This window comes from Micromonospora sp. NPDC049301, from assembly GCF_040678715.1.
Taxonomy (GTDB): domain Bacteria; phylum Actinomycetota; class Actinomycetes; order Mycobacteriales; family Micromonosporaceae; genus Micromonospora.
Map to the genome: position 1 here is coordinate 330,065 of NZ_JBFAQO010000007.1, position 25,476 is coordinate 355,540.

At 69.4% G+C, this 25,476-nt stretch carries 17 protein-coding genes and 2 pseudogenes; 11 read left to right on the top strand and 8 right to left on the bottom strand.

Annotated elements, in window-relative coordinates; all coding sequences use genetic code 11:
- Positions 1 to 77 precede the first annotated feature (77 nt).
- Together AB0K07_RS22785 and AB0K07_RS22790 are read left to right on the top strand one after the other, a co-directional pair.
- Complete coding sequence (locus AB0K07_RS22785) at positions 78 to 1,403, top strand: Gfo/Idh/MocA family oxidoreductase (RefSeq protein ID WP_363757421.1); 1,326 nt, start codon at positions 78 to 80, stop codon at positions 1,401 to 1,403.
- 150 nt (positions 1,404 to 1,553) lie between these two features.
- A complete protein-coding gene (locus AB0K07_RS22790; RefSeq protein ID WP_363757422.1) occupies positions 1,554 to 3,413 on the top strand; it encodes a hypothetical protein in 1,860 nt (619 codons plus the stop codon).
- Positions 3,414 to 3,542: 129 nt separating this feature from the next.
- Here AB0K07_RS22790 and AB0K07_RS22795 read toward each other — a convergent pair whose 3' ends face one another.
- Positions 3,543 to 5,810: a hypothetical protein gene (locus tag AB0K07_RS22795; protein ID WP_363757423.1), complete on the bottom strand. Its 2,268-nt coding sequence runs from the start codon at positions 5,808 to 5,810 to the stop codon at positions 3,543 to 3,545.
- Between the two features lie 180 nt (positions 5,811 to 5,990).
- Here AB0K07_RS22795 and AB0K07_RS22800 point away from each other — a divergent pair, with 180 nt between their 5' ends.
- Entirely contained in the window at positions 5,991 to 7,943 is a 1,953-nt protein-coding gene (locus AB0K07_RS22800) for a hypothetical protein (protein ID WP_363757424.1), read from the top strand.
- A 99-nt stretch (positions 7,944 to 8,042) separates the two neighbouring features.
- Here AB0K07_RS22800 and AB0K07_RS22805 read toward each other — a convergent pair whose 3' ends face one another.
- Positions 8,043 to 10,094, bottom strand: coding sequence for a hypothetical protein (locus AB0K07_RS22805; protein WP_363757425.1), 2,052 nt, complete (start codon positions 10,092 to 10,094; stop codon positions 8,043 to 8,045).
- Positions 10,095 to 10,433: 339 nt separating this feature from the next.
- Between AB0K07_RS22805 and AB0K07_RS22810 the strand changes: the two genes are divergently transcribed.
- Entirely contained in the window at positions 10,434 to 12,365 is a 1,932-nt protein-coding gene (locus tag AB0K07_RS22810; protein WP_363757426.1) for a hypothetical protein, read from the top strand.
- A gap of 102 nt (positions 12,366 to 12,467) precedes the next feature.
- Complete coding sequence (locus tag AB0K07_RS22815) at positions 12,468 to 14,402, top strand: hypothetical protein (RefSeq protein ID WP_363757427.1); 1,935 nt, start codon at positions 12,468 to 12,470, stop codon at positions 14,400 to 14,402.
- 36 nt (positions 14,403 to 14,438) lie between these two features.
- Here the strand turns inward: AB0K07_RS22815 and AB0K07_RS22820 are convergent.
- Positions 14,439 to 14,603, bottom strand: a pseudogene (locus AB0K07_RS22820) (IS5/IS1182 family transposase); the annotation flags it as partial.
- Positions 14,604 to 14,829: 226 nt separating this feature from the next.
- Here AB0K07_RS22820 and AB0K07_RS22825 point away from each other — a divergent pair.
- Complete coding sequence (locus AB0K07_RS22825) at positions 14,830 to 15,522, top strand: hypothetical protein (protein WP_363757428.1); 693 nt, start codon at positions 14,830 to 14,832, stop codon at positions 15,520 to 15,522.
- Between the two features lie 132 nt (positions 15,523 to 15,654).
- On the opposite strand, the gene AB0K07_RS22830 is transcribed toward AB0K07_RS22825, so the two are convergent.
- Entirely contained in the window at positions 15,655 to 16,419 is a 765-nt protein-coding gene (locus AB0K07_RS22830) for a hypothetical protein (RefSeq protein ID WP_363757429.1), read from the bottom strand.
- A 759-nt stretch (positions 16,420 to 17,178) separates the two neighbouring features.
- On the bottom strand, positions 17,179 to 17,634 hold the full coding sequence (locus AB0K07_RS22835) for an AAA family ATPase (protein ID WP_363757430.1): 456 nt from the start codon (positions 17,632 to 17,634) through the stop codon (positions 17,179 to 17,181).
- A gap of 804 nt (positions 17,635 to 18,438) precedes the next feature.
- On the opposite strand from AB0K07_RS22835, the gene AB0K07_RS22840 reads away from it, so the two are divergent.
- The 5 genes from AB0K07_RS22840 (at position 18,439) to AB0K07_RS22860 (ending at position 23,188) form a co-directional block, all read left to right on the top strand.
- Entirely contained in the window at positions 18,439 to 19,749 is a 1,311-nt protein-coding gene (locus AB0K07_RS22840) for an MFS transporter (protein WP_363757476.1), read from the top strand.
- A 289-nt stretch (positions 19,750 to 20,038) separates the two neighbouring features.
- Positions 20,039 to 21,294 (top strand): IS3 family transposase gene (locus tag AB0K07_RS22845; RefSeq protein ID WP_363757431.1). Its coding sequence is split into 2 segments (ribosomal slippage): positions 20,039 to 20,330 and positions 20,330 to 21,294, totalling 1,257 coding nucleotides; the frame shifts between segments, so codons are not numbered across the junction.
- Positions 21,295 to 21,360: 66 nt separating this feature from the next.
- Positions 21,361 to 21,933, top strand: coding sequence for an integrase core domain-containing protein (locus AB0K07_RS22850; RefSeq protein WP_363757432.1), 573 nt, complete (start codon positions 21,361 to 21,363; stop codon positions 21,931 to 21,933).
- 146 nt (positions 21,934 to 22,079) lie between these two features.
- Positions 22,080 to 22,871, top strand: coding sequence for a CPBP family intramembrane glutamic endopeptidase (locus tag AB0K07_RS22855; protein ID WP_363757433.1), 792 nt, complete (start codon positions 22,080 to 22,082; stop codon positions 22,869 to 22,871).
- Between the two features lie 74 nt (positions 22,872 to 22,945).
- Entirely contained in the window at positions 22,946 to 23,188 is a 243-nt protein-coding gene (locus tag AB0K07_RS22860) for an IS3 family transposase (RefSeq protein ID WP_363757434.1), read from the top strand.
- 76 nt (positions 23,189 to 23,264) lie between these two features.
- Here AB0K07_RS22860 and AB0K07_RS22865 read toward each other — a convergent pair whose 3' ends face one another.
- The 3 genes and pseudogenes from AB0K07_RS22865 to AB0K07_RS22875 all read right to left on the bottom strand — a co-directional run.
- A complete protein-coding gene (locus AB0K07_RS22865) occupies positions 23,265 to 23,900 on the bottom strand; it encodes an SMI1/KNR4 family protein (protein ID WP_363757435.1) in 636 nt (211 codons plus the stop codon).
- Between the two features lie 290 nt (positions 23,901 to 24,190).
- Positions 24,191 to 24,676 carry a hypothetical protein gene (locus AB0K07_RS22870; protein WP_363757436.1) on the bottom strand — a complete coding sequence of 162 codons (486 nt, stop codon included), beginning with the start codon at positions 24,674 to 24,676 and terminating at the stop codon, positions 24,191 to 24,193.
- 427 nt (positions 24,677 to 25,103) lie between these two features.
- A pseudogene (locus AB0K07_RS22875) lies at positions 25,104 to 25,394 on the bottom strand (transposase); the annotation flags it as partial.
- Positions 25,395 to 25,476 lie beyond the last annotated feature (82 nt).

Here is a 25,476-nt window from a genome sequence, read left to right on the forward strand (position 1 = left end):
GTATCGAGGTCGCACCGTTACTGTTCGTACGAGCGTCGCGCCGGATCGATCCAGCCCCGTAATAGTGAAGGAACCCGATGACCGTCTCCCTGGCCATCGTCGGCGCGGGCGACCGCGGTACCACCTACGCCGGCTACACTCTGCGTTCCCCCGACGAGGCGCGGGTCGTCGCCGTCGCGGAACCCCGGGACGCGCACCGCACCACGCTCGCCGACGCACACCGGCTGCCGCCGTCCGCCCGGTTCGACTCGTGGCAGGCCCTGGCCGCCCGGCCCCGGCTGGCCGACGCGGTCGTGCTGGCCACCCCCGACCGCGAGCACGCCGAACCGGCCGCCCGCTTCGCCGCACTCGGCTACCACGTCCTGCTGGAGAAGCCCATCGCACCGATCGAGGCCGAGTGCGAGGCGGTCACCGCGGCGGCGGAACGCGCCGGCGTCCTGCTCGCCGTCTGCCACGTCCTGCGCTACACCCGCTACACCGAGGCGGTGAAGCGGTACGTCGAGGCGGGCACGCTCGGCCGCATCGTCGGCGTGGAACACCTGGAGCCGGTCGGCTGGTGGCACTTCGCCCACTCCTACGTGCGCGGCAATTGGCGCCGCGCCGACACCTCGTCCAGCAGCCTGCTCACCAAGTGCTGCCACGACCTCGACTGGCTCCGCCACGTCGTGAACGACACCCCGGTACGGGTCAGCAGCGTCGGCGGGCTGCACCACTTCCACCCCGGCAACCGGCCGGTCGGCGCCGCCGACACCTGCCTCGACTGTCGCGTCGAGCCGCACTGCCCGTACTCGGCCGTCCGCTTCTACCGCGACTGCCTCGCCGATCCCGACCGTCGGGTGTGGCCCCTGTCGGTGGTGACCCGCGACCTGACCCCTGCCGGAGTGACCGAGGCGCTGCGGAACGGCCCGTACGGGCGGTGTGTCTTCACCGGCGGCAACGACGTCGCCGACCACCAGAGCGTGACGATCTCCTTCGCCGGCGGGGCGACCGCCACCCTGACCATGAGCGCCTTCACCCCCGGCGGTCACCGGCGCACCCGCATCATGGGCACGCACGGCTACCTGGAGGGCGACGGCGAGCAGGTCACCGTCACCGACTTCGTTACCGGCGCCACCGTCACCACCGACACGCGGGGCGGCGGGGCGGACGCCGGAACCGGCCACGGCGGAGGGGACATGCGGTTGATGGCGGCCTTCGTCGAGGCCGTGTCGACCGGTGATCGGTCCGCGGTGCGGTCGGGGCCACAGGAGTCCCTGGACAGTCACCGGATGGCGTTCGCGGCGGAACGCAGCCGGCTCGCGGGCGGGATCCCCGTCGCGCTCGCCGCGCCCGACAGGGGCCGACCGAGCCCGGCAACGACCCCGCCGGCGCTCCGGGCCGATGTTGATTCTTCGACGAATTGATGATTACGGTGAGGGCCAAAATAGACGAAGGGATGTTTCATGGCCCTCGATCGACCACGGCGCGCCGCGCCGCTCGCCGCCCTCGTGACACTGCTCGCCGCCACCGCCGTCGGCGTCCCCGCGCGCGCTGCACCGGTGACAGAAGTACTGGTGGGAACCCCTCACCACAACCTCGCGATCTACGGCGCGACGTTCGGGTCGACCGCCGCCGGCGACTACGCGTACGCCGTCGCCCGCGGCACCACCGGCGAGTTGAGCGTGGTGGACACCCGCACGGCGGAGGTGATCCGGACAATGCCGTTACCCGGCGCTGGAGGATCCTGGGGCGGCACGGTCATGCCCGACGGCACCGCCTACATCGGTGCCGACAGCAAGCTCTTCCGCTACCGGCCCGGGGCCGACCAGGTGGAGGACCTGGGCTCGCCCGTACCGGGCGAGACCGCCACGTGGCGCCTGGCGAACGACGGCCGGCGGGTGTTCGTCGGCACCTTCCCCAACGGAAAGGTTTACTCGGTCGACCACCGCAGCGGGGCAGTACGCGACTACGGCCAGGTCTGGCCCGGCGAACAGTACGTGCGCAGCCTCGGCGTGGCGAACGGAAAGGTCTACGCGGGCCTGGGCACCGTCGCCCGGATCGTGGAGGTGGACGTCGAATCCGGCGACCGCCGCGAGATCCCGCTGCCGGAGCAGTACCGGGCCGAGCAGTTCGTCTACGACCTCGACGTCCACCAGCAGACCCTCTTCGCGCGGCTGACCAACAGCAACCGGCTGCTGGTCCACGATCTCAGGACCGGCGAGTGGGTCGCCGACCTGGGCACCAGCCCCGGGTTGAACGTCTCGCCACCGGACGCCAAGAAGAACGTCTACTTCGGATCGACCGGTGGCCGCCTCATGGCCTACAACCTGAACACCCGCACCGTCACCCCGACCGGCTTCACCGGATTCGGCACCGCTCGCGGCTTCGGCTGGACCCACCTCGACGCCGACGGTTGGCCCGGCCGGACGCTGGTGACGATCAGCCTGGGCGGGATGCTCTCCTACTTCAACCCGCAGACCGGGGCGCACAAGGTCGTCTCCTCCGGCGTGCAGGGCCTGCCCGCCCAGTTGCAGACCGTGGTAGCCGGCCCCGACGGCAAGATCTGGTCAAGCGCCTACCCCAGCGGCGGGATCACCTCGTACGATCCCGCCACCGGCACCTTCACCGAGAATCCCACCGCACTGGGCCAGGCCGAAGGGCTGCACTCGTACCGCGGCCTGATCTACGCCGGTGTCTACCCGGGCGCGAACCTGTTCGAGCTCGACCCGGCCAGGCCCGTCGTCCGGGGCAGCAACCCGCGCCAGTTCGGGTCGCTCAGCTCGGCCCACCAGGACCGTCCCTTCGCCATCACCGGCGTCGGTGACCGAATCGCGTTCGGGACGATCCCGGAGTACGGACAGCTCGGTGGCGCGCTCGCGATCGTCGACCCGGCCACCGGCGCGCAGCAGGTGCACCGCGACGTCGTACCCGAGCAGAGCGTCACCGCCCTGGCCACGGTCGGAGAGTTGGTGCTGGGCGGCTCCGGCGTCTGGGGTGGGCTCGGCGCGGTACCGACGCAGACCGAGGCGAAGCTCTTCCTGTGGGATGCGGCGACCTCGACGAAGGTCTGGGAGGGCGTACCCATTCCCGGCGCGAAGGCGATCACCCGGTTGATCGTCGGCGCGGACGGTCACGTGTGGGGCGCCACCGCCGGGACGCTGTTCGAGTTCGACCCGGTGGCCAGGACGGTGCTCAGGACCGTCGAGGTGGAGCCGTTCGACTGGAACGTCGACCACGTGTGGCGCAGCGACCACCTGGCCTTCGCGCCGAACGGCGACCTGTGCGGCAACTTCCGCACCACCGTGGCGTGCGTGGACCCGGCCACCCTCGCCGTCCAGAGGCTGGCGACGGGGATCGACGACGTCTGGACCATGGACGCCACCGGCACTATGTACTACGCCCGAGGGGGCCAGCTCTACCAGCTCACGCGCTGAGCCCCGACGTCGACCAGCCCCCGCTCTCCCCGCGAGAGGAGAGCGGGGCTGGTCCGTCTGATCGCCGCCCGGCGGTGGCTCGGCACGCCGGGGATGACCTGCTCAGGAGAGCAACTGCCGGCGCGGCGGCTACCGGCCGATGCCGGACCTCGCGGCCGCCGCCACGATCGCGTCCTTCTCGCCGCGGCTGAGCAGGCCGGCCTCGACCAGATCGCCGGTGACTGAGGCGACGTGTGCGACGAACGCGCCGTGGCTGTCCCAGTGCGCCTCGTCGCGAATCAGGTCGTTGACCGTGCACCCACGCTCGGCGTACCTGTTCGGCACGCCGGACCCGCCGCCCGCGTGCACCTGGGACCGCAGGTCGGAGCGGGGGCAGTCGTCCGGCTCCGGCACGTACCGCAGCAGGTGCGAGCCGTACTGGACCGCCCCGTTGGCCGCCTTGACCCCGTTGCGGAACCAGAGGTTGCCCTCGCCGTCCTGGGTCACCCGGTAGGTCTGCGTGTCCCGGATGGTCCGCACAGCCTTCGACAGTGGATCGATTCTGTGCAGGTACCCGTCGAGCGCGGCGTAGACGTGCTCATCGGCGGCGCTGACGACGAGTTCGTCGGCCACCCCGGAGGAGCGGCCTGGCACGTCGAGGCGGTGCGTCACCGTGCCGGTCGCCGGGTCGAGGACGAACACGTCGCCGTCGGCGAGGCCCCAGATCATCCCATCCGGGGCGGCGACCAGCGAGGTGATCGAGTCGGCGCCGGGCACCGGGGTGTACTCGGCGGTCTTCTCGCCGGTCGCCAGGTCGGCCGTGAACACCTTGGCCTCGGCGGCGCGCGGCACGGTGCCCCCGCCGCCACTGATCGTGGTGCCCGCCCACAGCTGGTCGCCGACCACGGCAAGGCTGATGACGCCCTGGTCAGCGACGATGTTCCGGCGGGTGGTACGTGCGCCGGTCGCCGTGTCGTAGACCGTCAGCGCACCGCCCCACAGGCCGTAGTCGGGGGTGCTGCCGATGTAGATCCGGCTTCCGGACGAGGCGAAGGCGATCGGCCGGTTCTGCCCGTCGGGCTGGAGGCGGAACAGCTCGCGCGGGTTGGTGCCGAGCTGGTACGGCCGGGCCGGGTCGTAGACCAGCACCCCACCGTACGGGTACACGCCCTGGTACATCCTGCCCTCGTGCCAGCCGAAGCCGTCGGCCTGCCCGAGCCGGCCCACGTTGGTCGCCGTGCTGGTGGCCGGGTCGAGGACGGCGAGGTTCCCGTTGATGTAGAGGTTGGTCCAGATCCGGCCGTCCGGGCCGGCGGTGATGGTGTTGATGTCCAGGGCCTGCGGCGGGAACGGCAGCTGGTACCGCTCGCTGGCGCCGGTCGCCGGGTCGTAGCGCAGCGCCTGCCCGGCGTAGTTGCCGATCACCGCGTACAGCCGGCCGTCGAGGAAGCCGAACCCGATGCCCGCGCCGTCGCTGCGCACCGGCGCCCCGGTGGTGTCGCGCACCGGTCCGACGGTGTCGGTCGGCAGGTCGTAGCGCCAGAGTTCGGTGCCGGAGGTGAAGTAGACCGACCGGCCGTCGGGGGCGAGCGGCGAGGTGCCGCGCGAGCCCATGGTGAACCCGTCGGCCAGGACCGCGCCGGTGTCCGGGTCGAGCACCAGCCCTTGGAGCTTGTTGCGTTTGACGAAGAGCTTCCCGCCGACCAGGTTGATGTCGTACGGGTAGTTCGCGTCGCCGCGCAGCGCCTCCGGCCAGATGTCGCGCTTTTCCCCGGTGCCCAGGTCGAGGCGGACCAGGTGGCCGGCGGTGCCGACCGCCGCCCAGAGCACATCGCGCGCGGGGTCCACCGCGACATCGACGACGTACTGCTCGCCGGCGTACATCCGGCCGTGATCGCGGAAGCCCTCGCCCGGGACGTAGGAGAAGACGTGCGCGCCGGGGTAGGTGCCGCCGTAAACCCGGCCGTCCGCGCCGGGCCGCAGGCCGTAGAGGACGGTCTGCCCGGCGACCGGGGCGCCGAGGTCCACGGTGGTCCGGGTCTGCGGGTCGTACGAATAGAGATGGGCGTTGGGGTAGCTGCCGGCGTACACGGTGCCGTCGGCCGTCTGGGTGATTCCCCAGGCACCGGAGGAGTCGGGCAGGTAGGCGGTGTCCAGCAGCTCGCGGGTCACCGGGTCGGTCACGCTGAGCACCCCCGGTGATCCCATCTGGACCCCGTAGACGACCGGCCGGTTCTCGGCGCCGGTGCCGTAGTGGGCCTCGAAGACGGTGAGGGCGGTCTGCTGGACACCGAAGTCGGTGACGGTGCCGGGCGTCGCGCCGGCCGGAACCGCCGAGGCGGCAGCGGCGGCCGGGAACAGGGCGGCGGCGAGCGCCAGGACGGCGACGGGCACGAGGGTACGGCGGAACGACGACACGGGCGACCTCCACGTTCGACGATGCCGGCACCCTATTACGGTGGCGTCCGGAATTCCAGAGCCGCCAATCGATGCATACGATCGGTGGTGAACTTACGGGTGGAACCTCGACACGATGCGCCCGACATGGTGGGCTGTAGCAGTTACAGTCCTGACCGAAACCCTGAGTCCCTGGAGGTCGTGTTGCGACTTACCGCGCTGACCGCGGCCCTTGCCCTCGCCGCCGCCGCGCTGGCGGTCCCGGCGGCAACCGCCCACGCCGAGCCGCCGGCCGCGGCGGCAACCGTCCACGCCGGAGCACCGCCCGGCACCGTCACCGACCTCGGACCCGCGTCCGAGGTCACCTCCGTCAACGGCGCCGAGCTGATCGACGGCACGATCTACACGGCCACCGGTGGTGTGACGCCGATCGTGGTGGGCGGCTACGACCTGGCCGAGCAGCGGGTGAACCGGCGCTACGAACTGCCCACCGGCGCTGGCGCCTGGGCCACCGCGGCGGTCGGCACCGACCTGTACGTCGGCACCTATGACCCGGGGGACCTGTACCGGGTGGACACCGCCGGCACCGCCGTCACCAAGGTCGCCGACGTCTCCCCCGACCAATTCATCTGGGCCCTGGCCGCCGCGCCCGACGGCGTCCTCTACGGCGGCACCTATCCCAACGGCCGGGTCTTCTCCTACGACCCGGTCACCGGCGCCACCCGCGACTACGGCGTCGCCGTCCCCGGCGAGCAGTACGTGCGCAGCATCGCCGTCGACGCGACCACCATCTACGCCGGGGGCGGCGCGCACGCCCACTTGATCGCCATCGACCGGGCCACCGGCGCGAAGCGGGAGATCCTGCCACCGGAGTTCGCCGACCGTACCTTCGTCGGCACCCTCGCCCTGGAGGACGGTCTCCTCGCCGCCGCCCTCTCCCCCACCGGCACCATGCTGCTGATCGACACCGCGGACCCGTCGCGCTACGAGGTCGTGCAGACTCCGGACAGCTACATCACCGCGATCGCCATCGACCCCGGCCGCGACGACGTCTACGTGGGCACCCGGCCCTCGGGCACGCTGCGCCGGTACGACCGGGACACCCGGCAGCTCAGCACCCTGGCCGTGCCCTACGACGGCGCCTCCTTCGGCCGACTCTTCGTCACGGGCGACCAGCTGCGCGGCGTGGTCACCAACACCGTCGTCACCTACGACGTGACCACCGGCGAGTTGACCGGCGTCGACCTCACCGAGGCCGGCATGCCGCCGGCACCGGAACTGGCCATGGCGATCGCCACCGACGGCCCCCGGGTGTACGTCTCCGGCAAGGCCGGTGTGCAGGTGCACGACCTGGTCGCCGGCACCTCCACCCGCCGGTTCCTGCCCGGCGAGGCCAAGGCGATGACCCCGGTCGCCGGTGAGATCTGGATGTCGGTCTACACGCTGGCGTACCTGTTCCGGATGGCACCCGACGGCGACCCGCGCCGGGTGACCACGATCGGCCACGAGCAGACTCGGCCGCTCGACGCGATCTGGTCCCCCGCCGACAAGCTGCTCGTCGTCGGCACCGAACCGGAGTACGGCCGCCACGGTGGCGCGGTCTCGTTCTACGACCCCCGGGCCGGCGCGCTGGACGTGCACCGCGACGTCATCCCGGACCAGTCGATCCGTTCGGTGGCGGTCAAGCACGGCACCGCGTTCCTCGGCAGCAGCATCAACGGTGGATTGGGCACCACGCCCCGGGCCACCGAGGCCCGGCTCGCCGGCTTCGACCTGGCCACCCGGACGAAGACCTGGGAGATCAGCCCGGTACCCGGCGCGAAGCAGATCGTCGAACTGGTCGCCACCGGCGACCGGATCCTCGGCCTCACCGAGACCGGCGTGCTCTTCGCCGTCGACCAGCGGACCCGCCAAATGGTGGCCGCCACCACTGTCGCGTCCGGGCAGAACACTCTGGTGCAGGTCGGATCGGCGATCTACGGCACCAACGGGAGGGACGTCTGGAAGCTGGACCCGGCGACGATGACGGTCACCCCGTTCGTCACCGGCCTGAACGCCGAGTGGTACGGCGGCGGGGCGCTGCTCACCGCCGCCCCGGACGGCTCGGCGCTGTACGCCCTGCGCGGTCGCAACCTGGTCCGCATCCAGCTGTAGACCCCGCATTCCGGTGCGCAGGACGCGGGCCGGCGATCCCGAGGGGGGATCGCCGGCCCGTCTCCGTCTCTGCGCTGTGCGCGGCCGAACGGGCGGCGGTCAGCCGGTCACGGTGACCCGGTACAGGTGCTCGCCGGCGCCGAGGAAGAGCCGGCCGTCCGGATGCACGGCGAGGAACTCCGCCGGCTGCTTCAGCAGCTGCCGCGTGGCACCGGTGGCCAGGTCAACCTGCACCACCTGCTCGCTGCGGACCAGCGCGTACAGCAGGTGACGCGGGGCGTCGTAGCCGAGCTTGCCGCGGCTGTCGGCGACACCCGGGGCGATCTGGAGGCGCTGGACGACCGAGCGGGTGGCCAGGTCGACGGCGAAGAGCTGGCCGCCGGCCAGGCCCCAGAGCAGCCCGGTGCGGTCCACCGCCAGCGCGGGGATCGCCGTCGCGCCCGGTACCGGCACGAACTCGAACGTCTTGGCGTCGCCGGCGACGTCCCAGCCGAACAGCATCGCCTCGTTCTGGGTGGGCGGGGGCACGCTGTACCCACCGGAGATGGAGGTGCCGCCTACGAGCAGGCCGTTGACGTGGCTGAGGCTGACGATCGACTGGTCGGTGACCACCGGCCGGTGCACGCGCGACGCGCCGCTGGCCTTGTCCACGATGGCCAGCACGCCACCGAGGGTGGTGTTGGGCATGGTGCCGTACGCGACCTTGTCGCCGGCGTCGGTCAGCGCCCGCGCCCGCACCTGGTCGGCGGCCTTCAGGTCGAGCAGCTTCGCAGGGTTGTCGGCGCTGCCGGGCAGGCCGGGCGAGTACTCGGGGCTGTGCCACGGCGCGGCCGGGTCGTACCGGTACAGCCGGGAGTCCGGGTACGCCCCGAGCCAGATCCGGTCGCCGGTCTCCAGCACGCTCTCCACCTGGGCGAACCGCTGGAAGGTCGACACGCCCGTGTCCGGGTCCACCCGGGCCAGGCCGCCGTTGAGGTAGCCACCAAGCCAGACTGTGCCGGTCGGGCCGACGTGCAGCGCCGCGATGGGGATCGGTGCGCCGGGCACGTCGGTCGGCACCACGTCGGCCCGCCCGGTGAGCGGGTTCCAGCGGAACATGTCGCCGCGCCAGAGCAGCCCGACCAGCGTGCGACCCGGCCAGTCCCGGTCGTGGAGGTTCACCCAGCCGATGCCCCGGTTGTTGACCACCCGGCCCGGGAAGACCAGCGGGGTGTCGGTGAACGTCCGCTTGCCGGGGTGGTAGCCGGTGAGCCGCCCGGCGCGGGTCAGGTAGACCAGGCCGCCGGGCCCGGGTGCGGAGACGTCCAGGCCGGCGACGTCGTCGATCAGGTCGGTCCACCGCCGCCGGGCGATGTCGTACACGCCGAGCCGGCCGGTGGTGGCGGAGCCGAACCGCGCGTACACGCGGCCGTCGTGGGCGTTGAGGTCGTACACCGTCTGGCCGGTGCCGTCGCCGAGGCCGTCGGGCAGCGGGAGTTCGCGCTGCTCGCCGGTCAGCTTGTCGATCTCGAACAGGTGGGCGTCCGGCTGGGTGCCGGCGTAGATCGTGTCGGCGGTGACCGCGAGGCTGCGGACGTACTGGGCGCCGGGCAGCACCTGGCCGTAGTCGCGGGTCGTCCCGGTGGCCGGGTCGTGGGCGAAGACCCGCGCGCCGGGGAAGGTGCCGCCATAGACGATGCCAGCGTCGTCCACGGCGATCCGCCAGATGTACGTCTCGGACGGCAGTGGACGGCCGAGGTTCTCGATTGGGCTGTCCGGGCCGGGCTGGCGGCGATACAGGTCGCCGGTGTTGTACGCGCCGACGTAGACGGTGCCGTCGGGTGCGGCGGCCACCGCGTACGAGCCGGGGGCGCCGGTGAGGTCCTGGGCGGAGACGGTCCGCCCGGTCGGCGGGTCGATCGCGACCAGCCGGGCGGGCTCCCCGGACACCGCGGACCAGAGCACCGGCGTCCCGGTCGGGCCGGGGGCGACGGTGCCACCGATCAGCAGTACGTCGCGCAGGGGGATGCCGAAGGGGTCCACGGTCACCCCGGCGGCGGACTCCCCGGTCGTGACGCCGGCGGTCGCGGGGCCCGCGGTCCAGGCGACGGGCAGGGCCGGCACCGCGGTGAGGGCGACGGCGGAGCGGAGCAAGGTACGGCGGTTCGTCATGGGACGCCTGCCTCTCTTCCAGCGGCCACCGGGGAGCCGGCGGCCGAGCCGTGACGGTCAGATACCGGAATCTCGATGAGGCCTGGGATAAGCGATCCATCCCGGGCGTCGGTGAGCTGTTGCTGGTGCTACCCCTCGCGACCCATATCGGACAGGGCCGCAATGACCCTAGGCCGCGTTCTTCGTCGGCGTCAACGCCTCGCGGTCACCTGCCGGCAGCTGCATTCCCGGTAGGTGTCCCCCTCCCTTCATCAACGAATTTCTCTTCGACCATGTCCCGGCGGCAGGCAGTCGTACTAGACTCTTCGCAATTCCGGTCCCGGCCGAAAGGCAGTGCCCATGGTCGCCCGTCGTCATCTCCTGCAGGCCGCCGCGCTCACCGGCGGAGCGGCACTGCTCCCGTCAGCCCCTGCCCACGCCCAGGCCGCCGCCGAACCCGAGGGCACCGTCACCGATCTCGGCCCGGCCAGCGTCACCACCCCGCTGGGGAACGGCGAGTTCGTCGGTTCGGTGCTCTACGCCGGTACCCGCGGCCTCTCGCCCAACCTCGTGGGCGGCTACGACCTCGCCGCCGACGCCGTCACCTCCCACACCGACATCCCCAGCGGAATCGGCGTGTGGGCGATGTGCCGGGTGGGCACCGACGTCTACGTCGGCACCCACAGCCGCTCCGACCTCTATCGGCTCGACACGGTGACGGGTGTCCTCGACAGGGTGGGCGCCTACCCGTACCACTTCATCTGGAACCTCGCCTCCGCACCGGACGGCAAGGTCTACCTCGCGATCTCCGAGCCCGGCCGGGTCGTCGAGTACGACCCGGCGACAGGAGAGAGCCGCGACCTGGGCGTGACGGTCGACGGTGAGGCGTACGTGCGCAGCATCGCCGCGGACGAGACCACCGTCTACGCGGGCGTCGGCGCGCACGCCCACCTCATCGCGATCGACCGGGCGACCGGAGCCAAGCGCGACATCCTTCCCGCCGCGCTCGCGGGCCGGGACTTCGTGGCGAGCCTGACGCTGTCCGACACCCACCTGGCCGGTGGCATCTCCTCCAACGGCGAGGTGCTCGTGCTCAACAAGGCCGACCCGACCGATCACCGGGTGCTGGCCACTGGCGAGAAGTACGTGACCTCGGTGCTCATCCACGGCGGCTACGTCTACTTCGCCGGACGGCCGTCAGGGATGCTCTACCGCTGCGCGATCGACGGCGGGACCGTCGAGGCCCTGGGCGTGGCCCAGCCCGAAGCCGCCACCCACCGGCTCCTCGTCCGCGACGGCCTCGTCTACGGCGTGCAGGACGGCGCGATCGTCGTCGTCGACCCCGCCGACCGTTCGCTGCGCTACGTCAACCTCGTGCAGCGTGGCTTCCGGGCCGCGCCCGAGGAGCCCATGTCGGTGCACAGCGACGGGAGGCGCGTCTACGTCGGCGGTAAGGGCGGCGCGGACATCCACGACCTCGCCACCGGCACGCGTACCCGCCTGGGCATACCAGGCGAACCCAAGACGGCGCTGACCGTCCGCGACGCCACGTACCTCGGCGTGTACACCCAGGCCCTGCTCTACCGCCACCGCGCGGGCGAGCCCGAGGCCACCCTGCTGGCCAGGACCGGCAACCAGCAGGACCGCCCGCGGGACCTGGCGTACGACGAGGCGACCGGGCTGATCGCCATGACCACGCAGCCGGAGCCAGGACACCTCAACGGGACGCTGGCGCTCTACGCGCCGCGGACCGGCCGGTTCGACACCTACCGGCCCGTCGTCGAGCGGCAGAGCCTCTACGCCGTAACCTGCCGCGCCGGCGTCGCCTACCTCGGCACGAACATCCAGGAAGGGCTCGGCCTGCCGCCGGTCACCACCACCGCCCGGCTCGCCGCCTTCGACCTGCGCAGCCGCCGGTTGTGCTGGCAGGTCGAACCGGTGCCCGGGGCAAAGGTCATCCCCGGCCTCGCGCACACCGCACTCGCCGTCTACGGCATCACCGACAGCGGGGTGCTCTTCGAGTACGACCTGCTACGACGCAAGGTCACCCGAACCACGAAGGTCGGCGCGCGCGGTGCGGACCTGCACATCGTCCGGCGGGTCGCCTACACCACCGACGGCAACGCCGTTTACAAGATCGACCTGGTGACGTTCACGGTCACCACCATCACCGACGGACTGGCCGGAGAGTGGTTCGGCGGCGAACCCAAACTCGCCCTGGACCCGTCCCGGCGCGCCCTGTTCGGCCTCAAGGAACGCAACCTGGTCCGCATCACGATCGCCGGCCACTGACAACGGGCGACCGCCCGCAACCCGCCAGTGCCAGCCGGACTCCCACGGGCTGCGGATAGGGGCCCGACTTCGAGAGATCTCTTATGGAAGAGGAGCAGGCGCATGACGCATCTCAACCGACGTAACGTGATTCAACTAACGGCACTGTCCGCGCTGGGCGGCAGCGTGCTCGGCGAACTGCCGGCCGCAGCCGACGGACTACGTCGGCCGGGGCAGTTCGGCCCGGCGTCGCTGAGCGCGGCCATCGTCGGCATGGCCGTGGACGGCACCACCGGGTACTTCGTCACCCGGGGGCAGACGCCGCCGAAGGTGGTCACATACGACATCGTGTCCCGCACCGTGACCGACGTGGTCTCGCTCGAGCGGGGCGACGGCGGGTGGGCCTGCACCGTCTCCGGCGGCAAGGTCTACATCGGAACGTACTCGTTCGGCGACATTGTCGAGTACGACCCGGCGACCAGGGTGGCCCGGCGACTCGGCACCATCGGCCCGTCGGGCACGATCGTGTTCGCCGCCACCACCGCGCCGGACGGCGTCGTCTACTTCGGCACCTATCCCCGTGGTGAAGTGTGGTCCCTGCAGCCGGCGACCGGAACGCTGACCAACCTCGGGCGCGCCTTCCCCGGATCCCAGTACGCCCGCCTGCTCGCCGCGGACGAGACCTACGTCTACGCGGGCACGATCCCCGCCCACATCGTCCGGATCGACCGCAGCACCGGGGCGAAGGTCGACATCATGCCCGTCGGCACTCCGCTCGATTCGGGTCTAGGCGCACTGGCCGCGGGTAGCGACCGCGTCTACGCCGCATCCTCCTTCGGGGTCCACGACATCGCCCGCGACGGCTCCGGCTACGTCGAGGTGCCTGCCGACGAGGAGTACCTGGTCGACTCCCTGACCGTCACGGGCGACGGTGGGCTGCTCGCCCTCGGACGGCTGACCGGATCGATTCTCCGCCGGGAGGGCGACCGGTTGGCCAGAATCGCCCAGGGCCCGGAAGGCGACGAGGGACGCGGCGTGGCGCTGCTCTCCGACGGCACCGTCTTCGCCGCCAACGGCAGCGGTCGGGTGTCCATCCTCGCGCCCGGCCGGAACACGGTGGAGCAGGACGATCTGACCAACGACACGCGGGCCGCCGGACCCGAACTTCTCCAGTCGATGTGCGCGGCGCCCGACGGCTCGGTGTATGTGGGCGGGCACTTCGCAATCACCGTGCACGAACCCGCTCGTGGCATCAGCCGCCGGTATCCCGTCGCCGGTGAGGCCAAGGACATCGCCGCGTGGCGGAACCGGATGATCAGTGCCCTGTACCCGAGCGGGGAGGTCATCGACCTGGACCCACGGACCGGTCGGGTGCGCAGCTTCGGCAGGATCGACAACAATCAGCAGCGGCCCTGGGACGTGGTGCACCACAAGCCGTCGGGCCTCGTCCTGATCGCGTCGGCCCCGCGTTACGGCAGCCTACAGGGCGCCCTCACGCTCCTGGACCCAGCGACCGGGAAGATGGAGGTACGCCTCGACATCCTGCCGAACCAGGCGCTGAACGCCATCGCGCTAGACGGGGACCTCGCCTACATCGCCGGGGACACCTGGGGCGGCAACGGTATCCCACCCACCGAGCCGACCGCCCAGGTGGCGATATTCGACATCAGCCGTCGCGAGGTGGTCGACCGGTTCGCGCCGCTGCCCAACCAGCCCAGCATGCAACACGTCGAGGTCCTCAACGGCGTGCTCTACGCGCTCTATAAGCGCACGAGCGGCAGTTGGCTCGCGTACGACCTCGCCACCCGCACCGTTCTGCGGTCCGGCAAGCTCAGCGGCTACGGAGAGATTGTCGCCCACCGCGGCCGCATCTACGCCGGGGCGAACTTCGGCGACAACATCTACGAGCTTGGCCCCGGGCTGGAGTCGGCGGTGCGGCTGCACACCGGCATCGGCACCAACTGGTACACGGTTCCTCGGATCGAGCCTGTCCTCGGGGCTCGCAAGGCATGGACGGCGGTAGATCGGAAACTCGCCCTAATCGAACTGCCGTCCTGACGGGCCGCGGAGGGTGTCGCTCCGCAGCCCCGCTGATCATGGAAGCCAGATGATGGCGGCGATGAGGACCAGGCTGGGGCGGTAGAGGGATGCGCGCTTGGCGTACCGGATGGCCACGTCACGGCATTGCTTGAGTCGGTTGAAGCAGCATTCCACGACGTTGCGCTTGCGGCAGATCGCCTTATCGAAGGCTGGTGGCCTGCGGCCGGCGCTGCCTTGCGCACCTGTGGGGCTCGAGTACCCGGTTCGGCCGTCTGAAGTGCGGGCTTGAGCCCGGTGCAGCCGTCATGCTCGTGGCCATGAGCACGTCGTTGGTGTACCTGCTGCTTCGCCAATTACTGCAGATGTTGTCCCAGCTCGCCCGCGACGATAGGCCAAAAGACCTGGAAATCCTGGTGCTCCGCCATAGGGTGTGCTGCGCCGCCAGGTGACCCGCCCCGACCTCGAACCCGCCGACCGGGTGGTGCTGTCGCGGCTGCTGCCCCGTCCGCGCTGGTCGGTGTTCTTCGTGACCCCGGCGACGCTGCTTCGTTGGCACCGTGAACTCGTCGCGGAGTTCGACCGGGTCGTCCCACCGTCTGGCAATCTGCAGGTGGCCGGGAAACAGTTCTGGCTCGGCCCGGCCAGGTCCGGAGTCACGGTGGCGCTCTGGGCCGACACCGACGTCATCCACCTGCTAATCGCCGGCGCCCGGATCAAGTCAGTGCGTTCGCACCTGTCGGTCGCCGACCTCTCTGCTCTGATGCGTCAGGGCGGCCGCCCGGCCGGTCCGCCACCGCTGCCGCCGGCCGAGCAGGGTGAAGCGGTCGAGGTGGACCGGACCGTGAATCGGGCCGGCAGCGTGTCGCTGGGTCAGCACCTGGTCCTGGCCGCGGAAATCCTCGGCGGGCGTCGGGTCGGGATCCGCATCGAAGCAGCGATGCTGAGCGTCTTCGACCTCGACACCCGTCAGCTGCTACGGACCCGGCCAAGCCCGCTGACCCCGGCCGGCCCGGCGCTCGGCCCGTTAGGGCAGCAGACCAAGCAGCCCGAGTCCCTGGTCACAGGTGACACAGCGCCCTCCGTGACGTTCGCTGCGCTGCCTCCTGCGCCAAGCTTGGTCATGATCAAGCGCGTCTAGTCGGTCACAAGCGTGGACGGAGGGGGCGCCCACACCGAGCAGCAACACGCCGACCCCTACCAGGTCTGCTCACCCCCGCCGGCCGGACTTCGCCGGCCGGAACGTCTGCCGCCGGCTACCCGGTAGGTGCGCTCAGGGGAGCAGAATCGGGTCACCCAGACCGATGCCGGGCAGGCCGCCGCCGTTATTGCCGCCAGCGACGTCTACGCCCGCCTGTAACGGGCTTTTTAGTTTTCCCGGGGCGTACAACTGGATCCGCAATCGGGAGATGCCGGCCACGCTGATGTTAATCGATGCCGGGTTCCCGGGCGTGGCGGTATATGTCTTGGGCGTGTGGCGGTCCAGCGTGATGTCGATTCGGTACTTGCCGGTGCTGGTATCCAAGACGGCCGCCGTGGCCTTGAACCGGCTGAACTTCTTGCCCAGAGTCACCTCGCGTACTTGTGGAGAAGATCCGTCGCAGTAGAGCGAGCATTCGTAGACCAGTGCTCGGCCGTACGTCGTGCCGTTGATTTCCACCGTGCCGGGCTCGTCGAGGTCGATGCTGCTGTTGGTCTCTTCATCGACGGCGGGCAAGTCGAGCAAGGAGGTCGCCATCACCGCAGGTGGTTCCGTGGTCGTCGGCGTAGATGGCCTTGCCTGCGTCGATGTCGCGTTGGCCGGTGGGGTTGGCGATCCCCGTGGGGTCGTCGGACCCGCGTCCTGGGGGGAAGTTCCGGCATCCGGTTGTGACCGGAGCTCCGCTACCGCCTGGATACCGCCGAAGACAACGAGAGCCACGATCAACGCGGCCACATACCGTCTCATGCGATGGGTTTTGTCCGCCATGGCGTCAGCGACGACGCCGGCGATCGCGCCGCCGATGAACGCTGCAATGGCCGCCACGAATGTCAACATGACTCAAGTGTGCATTGCCACAAGCCGGGTGCAGTGGTCGACCCGGCCGATGGCTTGGGTCCGAGTCAACGCAAGCGGGTGACCCTCGCTGGCCGCGACTAGGCGTTCGCGCTGGCCGGGAAGCAGCCACTCCCCTGGTCCAGCGGCATCGGCCAGCCGAAGCACCTCGCCCGGAGCCAGTGGCGGCAGCTCAACCGTCCGGTCGTCGGTGATCAGCGCGTCACGGATCGGCCGCGGCAGGATGCCAGTCGTCTGTGTGCCAAGCACGACGAACACCCCTCCGGTATGCCTGCCGGTCCGGGCAACTCCTCCAAGAGCGAGCGCGACGGGTTCTGCTCGCGCGGGATGTGGTCGAGGCCATCGACTACGATCACATTCGCTTCCTCGCTGTCGCCACCGCTCGCCGGCGTCGGCAAGCTGCTCCTGCAGGACGGCGCGCTGGGTCCGCAGGTCGTTGCCGTATCCGCGACGGCGGAAGCCGACACATTCCAGCGCGAGACTGACGTCGTGAAGGAAGCTGTCGGCCTCACCGCGCCCACTCAGCGGGTCGGACGCGTCGGGAACGAACGCGTAGTACCGGACAACCCGCCGCTGTGGCCAGGTCAACCACCGCCGCAGGTAGGCACGCCGGCAACGCAGAAAGAGTCCGCTGCCTCCACCCGCCCGAAGGCAGGTGGAGGCGGTGTCTCCTCGCTTGTGAAGCTGTCAGATCCGGTTCTTGACCGTGGTGCGTACGCCGTCGTCCGTGGCGACCGCCTCTCAGATGAGGCCGACCGACGTAGGCGTCTGCCCGATCAGCGCGGTGGTAATGGTGATGCTGGCGGTGCCGTTGACCGACCAGCCCTTGTCCGTCTCCCAGGTGTCCTGGAGCTCCACTCCCGTCACCGAGATCAGCACGCCGTCGCTGCCGCCGCCGACGCGGTCGGCGCGCTGGTCGGCTTCCCGCTCCATCGCGCCGCCGTAGTTATTGCCGACACCAAGGCGGTCGATCTCAGTGGCCACGTTGTAGAACGACTCGGCGCGCAGGAAGAACCCAGTGCGTGGCTTACCGATCCCGCGAACCGATCGCAGGTACTCGCCCAGAGGCCACTCTGCGGCTCGGGTGCTGAATCGGAAGTTGACTGATCCGCCCTCGGGGTTGAACCCAGCCGCCACCGCGATCGCCTCGATCAACGTCGACTTGCCGGTGCCGTTGTCGCCGACCAGAAACGTCACTGCCGGCCACCGGCGCGCCCGCTTCAACGGCGGGTTCTAACAACATCGCAAACCTGTGCTGGTCATGCCTGTGGTGCAACACTTGGCCAACCGAACGACACCCCGGCGCAACAGACCACGGCGGGCACCAACCGACGGCGTGAATGCTAACGACGAGTAGACCGCGGCAGGTTAGATGACGACACGACGCGACTCCTGAACATAATCTTTAGGTCTCGACACCCGAAAGATCATCAGAGCCGCGCTCGTCCCACAACTCCCACCTCGTCCGATCCTCAACACAAGGACAGAACACCCCAAGCCGGAACAACGCTGGGGCGGTGACCGATGCCTCGGGCGTCTGGGAGATTCCCTCCGCCATGACTCCCTCCCCGGCGCTCGCCCTGAATCCCGTCCCCGGCTTCCGGTCACGGGTGGAGCCAGCGCTGGCCCGCGAGAGCCACGGATGCTGGGACCTCCGGATCCGCGGAGAGCTCACCAGTTCACTGCCGTTGGGTGCAGTTGAGGGCTGTTCAGTGCACCCCGCTGCTCCCAATCTGCTCCCCGATGACGATCACCGGCCAGGCGCTCGGGCGGCACGGGTTGCCCGGAGTCAAGAGCTCGGACGCAAGAAGCCGACTCGGGATTGTGAAGGCGTACCTGGGCGTAAGCCGGGCTCATCAGGGGATGACATCGGTGATGAGTGAGAGTTTCCACAGCCGGGGTGAACGGGCACGACGCCGCCCTGGTCGACGGCGGCGCGTTTCAGACACGGTTCGGGTCGTCGACCGGTCGAGGCTGCGGCGGACAACCGCCGCCACGGCGATGGGCAACATGATCGAGTGGTTCGACTTCGGGGTCTACAGCTACGTTGCTGTGACCCTGGGCAAGGTCTTCTTCCCGGGAGCCAGCCGGCCCGTACAGCTCATCTCCGCCTTCGCCACGTTCGCCGCTGCGTTTCTCGTTCGGCCGCTGGGCGGGTTGTATTTCGGCCCGCTGGGCGACCGCATCGGTCGCAAACGCGTGCTGGCAACGACCATCATCCTGATGGCGGCCGGGACCTTCTCCATCGGGCTGCTGCCGAGCTACGCCAAGATCGGCCTCTGGGCACCGGCGCTGCTGCTGATCGCCCGGCTCGTGCAAGGCTTCTCGACCGGCGGTGAGTACGGCTCGGCGATGACCTTCATCGCCGAGCACTCCCCCGATCGGCGCCGCGGGTTTTTGTCCAGCTTCTTGGAGTTCGGCACCCTGTCCGGATACATCCTCGGCGCGGGGCTGGTCACCGGTCTGGTCGCGACGCTGTCCGAGCCGGAGATGCTGTCCTGGGGCTGGCGGGTTCCGTTCCTGCTGGCCGGCCCGCTCGGGCTGATCGGGCTGTACCTGCGCGTGAAACTGGAGGAAACTCCGGCGTACGAGGAACTGGACCGGCGTGCCCCAGTCCGCGCCACCGGACTGGGGCAGGAGCTCCGGCGTATGGCCAGCGAGGAGCGTCGGGCGTTGCTGGTGTGCGCGGGCCTGGTCGTGGCGTGGAATGTCACCAGCTACATGCTTTCGGCATACCTGCCCAGCTATCTCTCCACAGAACTCGGTCTGCCGCAGACCCGCGCGCTGGTGGTCGTGCTGGTCGTCATGGTCGTGCTTTTGGCCCTGATCGCGTTCGTCGGGCGAATCTCCGACCGAGCCGGACGCCGGCCGGTGCTGATGGCCGGCAGTGGCCTGCTCGTCGTCGGATCGGTGCCCGCATTCCTGCTCATCCGCTACGGCACGCTCACCACGATCTTGTTGGGCAGCATGTTGGTCGGGCTAATGCTGATCTGTTTCAGCAGCACCGCGCCGGGCACCCTGCCAGCGCTGTTTCCCACCGACGTCCGGGCCGGGTCGCTGTCGGTGGTATTCAACTTCGCCGTGTCGCTCTTTGGCGGCACCACGCCGCTGGTTACCGAGGCGTTGGTACACGCAACGGGAAACCTGCTCGTACCTGGCTTCATACTGGCCGGGGCAGGACTGATCGGGACGGTGTCCGTGCTCTTCCTACCGGAGACGGCCCGAAAGCCGCTGATCGGCTCACCGCCGCTGGCCAGCGACGAAGAGGAGGCTGAGGAACTCGCACGCCAGCACGTGCATCGGGCAAGCTGACTGCTGGTGTCGCCGACGGCTGGCAACGCCACAGCCGTGCGGCGCTCTGCGAAGCCCTGGCCTACAAGCTGACCGAGCCCCTCACCTGAGGAAGAACCTCGCCTGACCGCCGCATTCGCCGGCCACGCTGGCCACCTTACCGGGGCGAGCTCAGACTGGGTTTCCCCCGCTTTGATGGAGCGCGTCGAGCAGGCGATGCGGCAAGCCGTCGCCACGCTGCCCGACGAGCTGGTTTGCACCGTCACCTGGGACCAGTGAACCGCCCCGAGGCTGGTAGAGACCTCTTTGCTTGAGAGGATCTGACCATGCCGAAGCAGTACCCGAGAGACTGCGGGAGCGGGCGGTGCGTCTGGTGCTGGAGCACCGGGGCGACTACGCCACCGAGTGGGAGGCGATCGGATCGATCGCTACCAAGCTGGAGATCGGGTCGGCCGAGACGCTGCGCAAGTGGGTCCGCCAGGCCGAGGTCGACGCCGGCCAGCGCGCCGGAGTCAGCAGCGAGGAGTCGGCGGAGTTGCGCCGTCTGAAGCGGGAGAACGCGGAACTGCGGCGGGCGAATGAGATCTTGAAGGCCGCATCGGCTTTCTTTGCGGCCGAGCTCGACCGGCCACAGCATCGCTCGTAGCGTTCATCGACGCGCACAAGGAGCAGTTCGGCGGAGTCGAGCCGATCTGCCGTGTCCTGACCGGTCACGGCCTGAAGATCGCCGCCAGCACCTACGACAAGAGCAAGGCCATGCCGCCGTCGGCACGGGCGGTGCGGGACGCCGAGATCACCGCGGAGATCCGGCAGGTGCACCAGGCCAACTACGGCGTCTACGAGGCCCGCAAGATTTGGGCGGCGCTGCGCCGCGACGGCCACCAACTGGCCCGGTGCACGGTCGAGCGGCTGATGCGCCAGGCCGGCCTGGCCGGCGTGGTGCGGGGCCGCAAGATCCGCACCACCATCGCCGACCCCGCCGGTGAGCGGGCGCAGGACCTGGTGCAACGCGACTTCACCGCGCAGGCGCCGAACCGCTGCTGGGTCGCGGATTTCACCCACGTGGCCACCTTCGCCGGCGTGGTCCACGTGGCGTTCGTCGTCGACGTCTACTCCCGGGCGATCGTCGGCTGGTCCGCGGCCCCCACCAAACACACCACCCTCGTCCTGGACGCCCTCGACATGGGCCTGTGGCGCCGCGACCGCGACGGCCGCCCGGTCGAGGCGGGCCTCATTCACCACTCGGATGCGGGATCGCAATACACGTCGTTCCGGTTCACCACCCACCTCGTCGACGCCGGCATCGACGCCTCCATCGGCACCGTCGGCGACGCCCTGGACAACGCGCTGATGGAATCCACCATCGGCCTCTACAAAACCGAACTGATCAAACCCAGGCGGCCGTGGCGCAGCCTGGCCCAGGTAGAACTGGCCACCGCTGAATGGGTCGACTGGTACAACCACCGGCGGTTGCACTCCGCCCTGAACTACCTGCCGCCAGCCGAATACGAATCGATGTTCTACGCTCACCACCAGCCCGACCAGCAAGCCCTGGTCACAGTCTGAGGACTCCACCAGACTCGGGGCGGTTCAGTCGGCCCTGCCCCGCGTGAGATCGACGCCAGTTGGCGGATGTTCCTGCGGGCCCAGGCCTCCGGGCTGCTGGCGACCGACTTCTTCCACCTCGACACCATCACGCTACGACGCCTGTACGTGCTGTTCGTCATGGAGATCACGACCCGGCGGGTGCACATCGTCGGCGTCACCGCCCACCCGACCGCCGCCTGGACTACCCAGCAGGCCCGCAACCTGCTGATAGATGTCGGCGACCGGATCAACGCCTTCCGGTACCTGGTTCGTGACCGCGACGCCAAGTTCACGCCGATGTTCGACGCCGTGTTCGCCGCCGAAGGCATCGACGTGGTGAAGACACCGCCACGCACGCCTCGGGCGAACGCGTACGCGGAACGCTTCGTGCGCAGCGTCCGGGCCGAGTGCACCGACCGGGTCCTTATCTACAACGAACAGCACGCCCGCACCGTGCTGCGCGACTACGAGGACCACTTCGTCCGGCACCGGCCCCACCAGAGCCTGGAGCAGCATCCACCCGACTACGACCCCGACGCGGTCGTCGCGATCGACAAGCCGATCCGGCGACGCCGCGTCCTGGGCGGCGTCATCAACGAATATCGTCGAGCCGCTTGATCCGCCAGGCAAATCTCCAGCACACAGCCTTAAACAGAGTTTTGGCACGGTACAGGCCGGAATGATTCGGCCGAAGCGGGGTAGCCGGCGCCGTGATACGGCGGCGAGGCGTGGACCTGACTCGGTATGAAGGAACAGAGGGTGGCATGACGCCGCCGTCGAACTCGCGGCACCTCCTACCGGCGGACAGCCGACGCCTATCCGTGGTCGCGTTCGTCGGCATGGTCGTCGCCTACCTGGTCGTGCTCCACGGGCTGGCACTGACCCTGACCAGTGGCCTGGAAACGAGGTACGCCGCGCCCAGAACGCTGGACGAGATGTGGCGCAGCATCACGGTTCCGGAGGCGGTCTCCGTCGTGCTGGTGATCGCGGCCATCTCCTGGCTTCGCTGGTGGCCGCCGGTCCTGCGGGATAACCATCCGGTCCAGCGCTGGGTCGTGGTCGTGCCCATCGGCATGGGGACCTGCGCTCTCATCGTGACCGACTACGGCGCCCTCGCCACCAAGGGCGCCACTTTCACCCTGACACTCCTGCTCTCCGCACTGCTGATCGGCGCCAGCGAGGAACTGATATTCCGTGGGCTCGGGGTGACCGTGTTCCGCTCCACCGGGTTCACCGAAGGAAAGGTCGCCCTGTGGTCCACGGTCATCTTCGCCCTCGCCCACGCCACCAACCTGCTCACCGTAGGTGCCGTAGCCTTCGCCCAGGTACTGACCACCATGGTCGCCGGCTACTTCCTCTACCTCATCCGACGCCGCTCCGGCGGCATCACCGTGCCGGCCATCATCCACGGAATGTGGGACTTCTCCCTCATCTCAGCCCAGGTAATCCCGGGCAAGCCCTACCTCCTCTCACTCCTGGCCATCGTCACCATGGCGGTCCTGGCCATCGTCGTACTGGCACGCCGGCACCACATCGAACCAGTCACCGCCCAGTAACCCTGACGGCCGGTCGTTGGCGCACCAACGTCGGCGCTGATCAGCTGACCGCGCCCGGCAGCACATCGATCCCGGTGACTGGCCCGCTGCAATCGCAGACCGACCTTCCCGTCGCCGAGGCCACCTTCTCCACCATCAAGGTCGAGTACGTCCACCGCCGCCACTTCCGCACCCGCACCGAGGCGCGCCTGAAGATCGCCACCTGGATCACCGACTTCTACAACCTGCGCCGCAGGCACTCCGTCTGCCACTGGCGATTACCCATCGACTACGAACGATCAACGGCCGGCGCCCTGGAGGCCCAGTCCCTCTCCTAGCGATCCAACTCGCTGCGAGGGGCGACCTTCTCGCTTAAACCGTGTGGCGGAACCTTCGAGGCAGGTCACGGCGCGGTTATGGCCGGCTCCAACTCTGGAACATGTCTGCGTACGGATCGGGCTCGCCCGTGATGGGGTCGAGGCCGGCTAGGAACTGACGGTCCTGTTCACGCCAGTGGACGAAAGGCTCGATGCGGCCCCACAGGGAGACATCGATGAGCGGGCACTTGTCGAACTCGCCAAGCAACAGGCGCCTGAGGAACTCCGCCATCCCACATTCAAAAAGCGCCAGGCTGGCTTCGCCCCATGACACATGGCGTCGGTACACCACCACTGGCCACTGGTCCGGATCTGAGCCGCTCATCAGCCAGCCCAGAAGGTCGGGGTTGCTGCAGCCGACCCCCCAGGCCAGTACGGCGTCCGCCTCTAGCTCCGTGCCTGCTACCCCACCCTCCTCTTCCCAGTGGTGGCGCAAGTTTGGCGTCTCGCCAGCGATCGTCCCGCCGCCCCACGCCGAGTCGACGGGCAGCGGTAGGAGGATGCTTAGTTGGCCGCCAATGCTGCCGCCGCCGTAGACCGCCATGAAGGCGCGATAGTCGGCCGGCAGACGGGCGCTCAACTGTTTTTCGGCGGCATCCCAGTCCACCTCTTCGTCGGCGCCATGGGTTGGCGGCATGATCCGGGTAAGTGCATCGACCTGAGCAGCAGTCACGACTTCTACCCCTCGTTGGTTGTGCCGCGATATTAAAGATCGAGACTGACAGAGCGACCTCACGGGCCCACTGCTGGATTCCCCAGGGCACGTCGGGAGCCGGGGTTGGGAGCCACCGGGCCGAACGGAGCGGAACGAGGCCGCGACCGATGGCGCTGCGGAGCCCGCGCCGACCACGGCGACGCGGACCGGTGTGGACGGTTCCGGAGTGGCCTCGGGAGTCTACGGATCAGATGGCGGCGGCGTGCCAGCCACGTGCCCACGTTGTAAATCTTGCGGACCGTGGAGGCCTACCGCCGGTCGCCTGTCGACAGGTGGGGTGCCATGTAACGGATCAGGGGCCCGTCCGGATCGTGGTAGTCGAGAATGATGTCCGGTACACCGACCGCCGTTGGGTGCGACTCCCCTGCCTTCTGGTGGCCGACGTCGCCATTGCGTGGAGTGGGGGCGGCGGAAGCTACGGTGATATTTACGCGCTGCACCCCACGGTCGGTCTGCCTGGCCGATCCGGACGTAATCACGACAACCGTCGAACTGTTCTCCTGCCGATCCGACGGCGGGCCGCTTGCGCCTACCGGGTTCGGCTTCACGGGCAGGCATCGGCAGGCGCGGCCGCGGGCGTGCAGCGCTTGCGCCAGGTGATCGACCACGGCGAGGTGTGAGTTTGGGCAGGCCACGGCCACTCTTAGGCCTTTGTCGACCGACGCGGCGATGATCGTGTCGGCAATAGTCGCTAGCGCTGCGCGCTCGCGCGCGATGGCGAAAAGGTCAGGCACGGTGGTGCCCTTGACCCGGGCTGGACTTCACGTCGGTAGAGGCGCGACCACCCCGGGCGGTTGTTACATCGGTAAGGCCTCAGCCAGCAGGGCTACGCCATGACGAACGGGCTCTGCGCCCCCATAGCAGCCGCACGGCCTGTCTTGAGCAGCTGGCTGTCCGCGCGGAGGCGGTACGAGCACGGCCAGTAGGCCTGGCAGTCTCGACACCGGCGGGGGTCGTCATCACACTGCCGGTGCCGGTCTGCCAACGCCTGCCACTGCTCCAGGTCCATGTCCATGTCCCTCTAATGCCCACCACCGCCACCCCGTCACACTGTCCAGGCGTAGTAGGTCGACTCGGCGATGTTGAGAACCCGTAGCAGGAGCGCGACCGCGAAGCGGCCAGTGTGTTCAGAAATGAACGTCATGACCGTCGCCGGGTCGGGTCGAGCTCCGCCGCGAAATACGCGCTCGCGGCCTTGAGGATCTCGTTCGCCCGGCGCAGCTCAGCGTTCTCCTTGGCCAGCCGGCGGTTCTCTTCAAGCAGGTCCGTCCTCGGCCGGTCGTGGCGCTCGCCGGCGTCGGCCTCCGCCTGACGAATCCAGTTACGCAACGCCTCGTGATGCACGTTCAACTGCTCAGCCAGACGCCGGATCACCGGCTTCGGGTCCGACTCGCGATACAGTCGCACAGCCCGCGCCCGCAGCTCGTCGGGGTACTTCTTCGGTGCTGCCACGGATCTTCCTCCCCATGGCCATCAGACCATGATCAAGAGGCTCCATGGAAGCGGGGGGAACTCAGGGCCTGTTCGGGTGGCT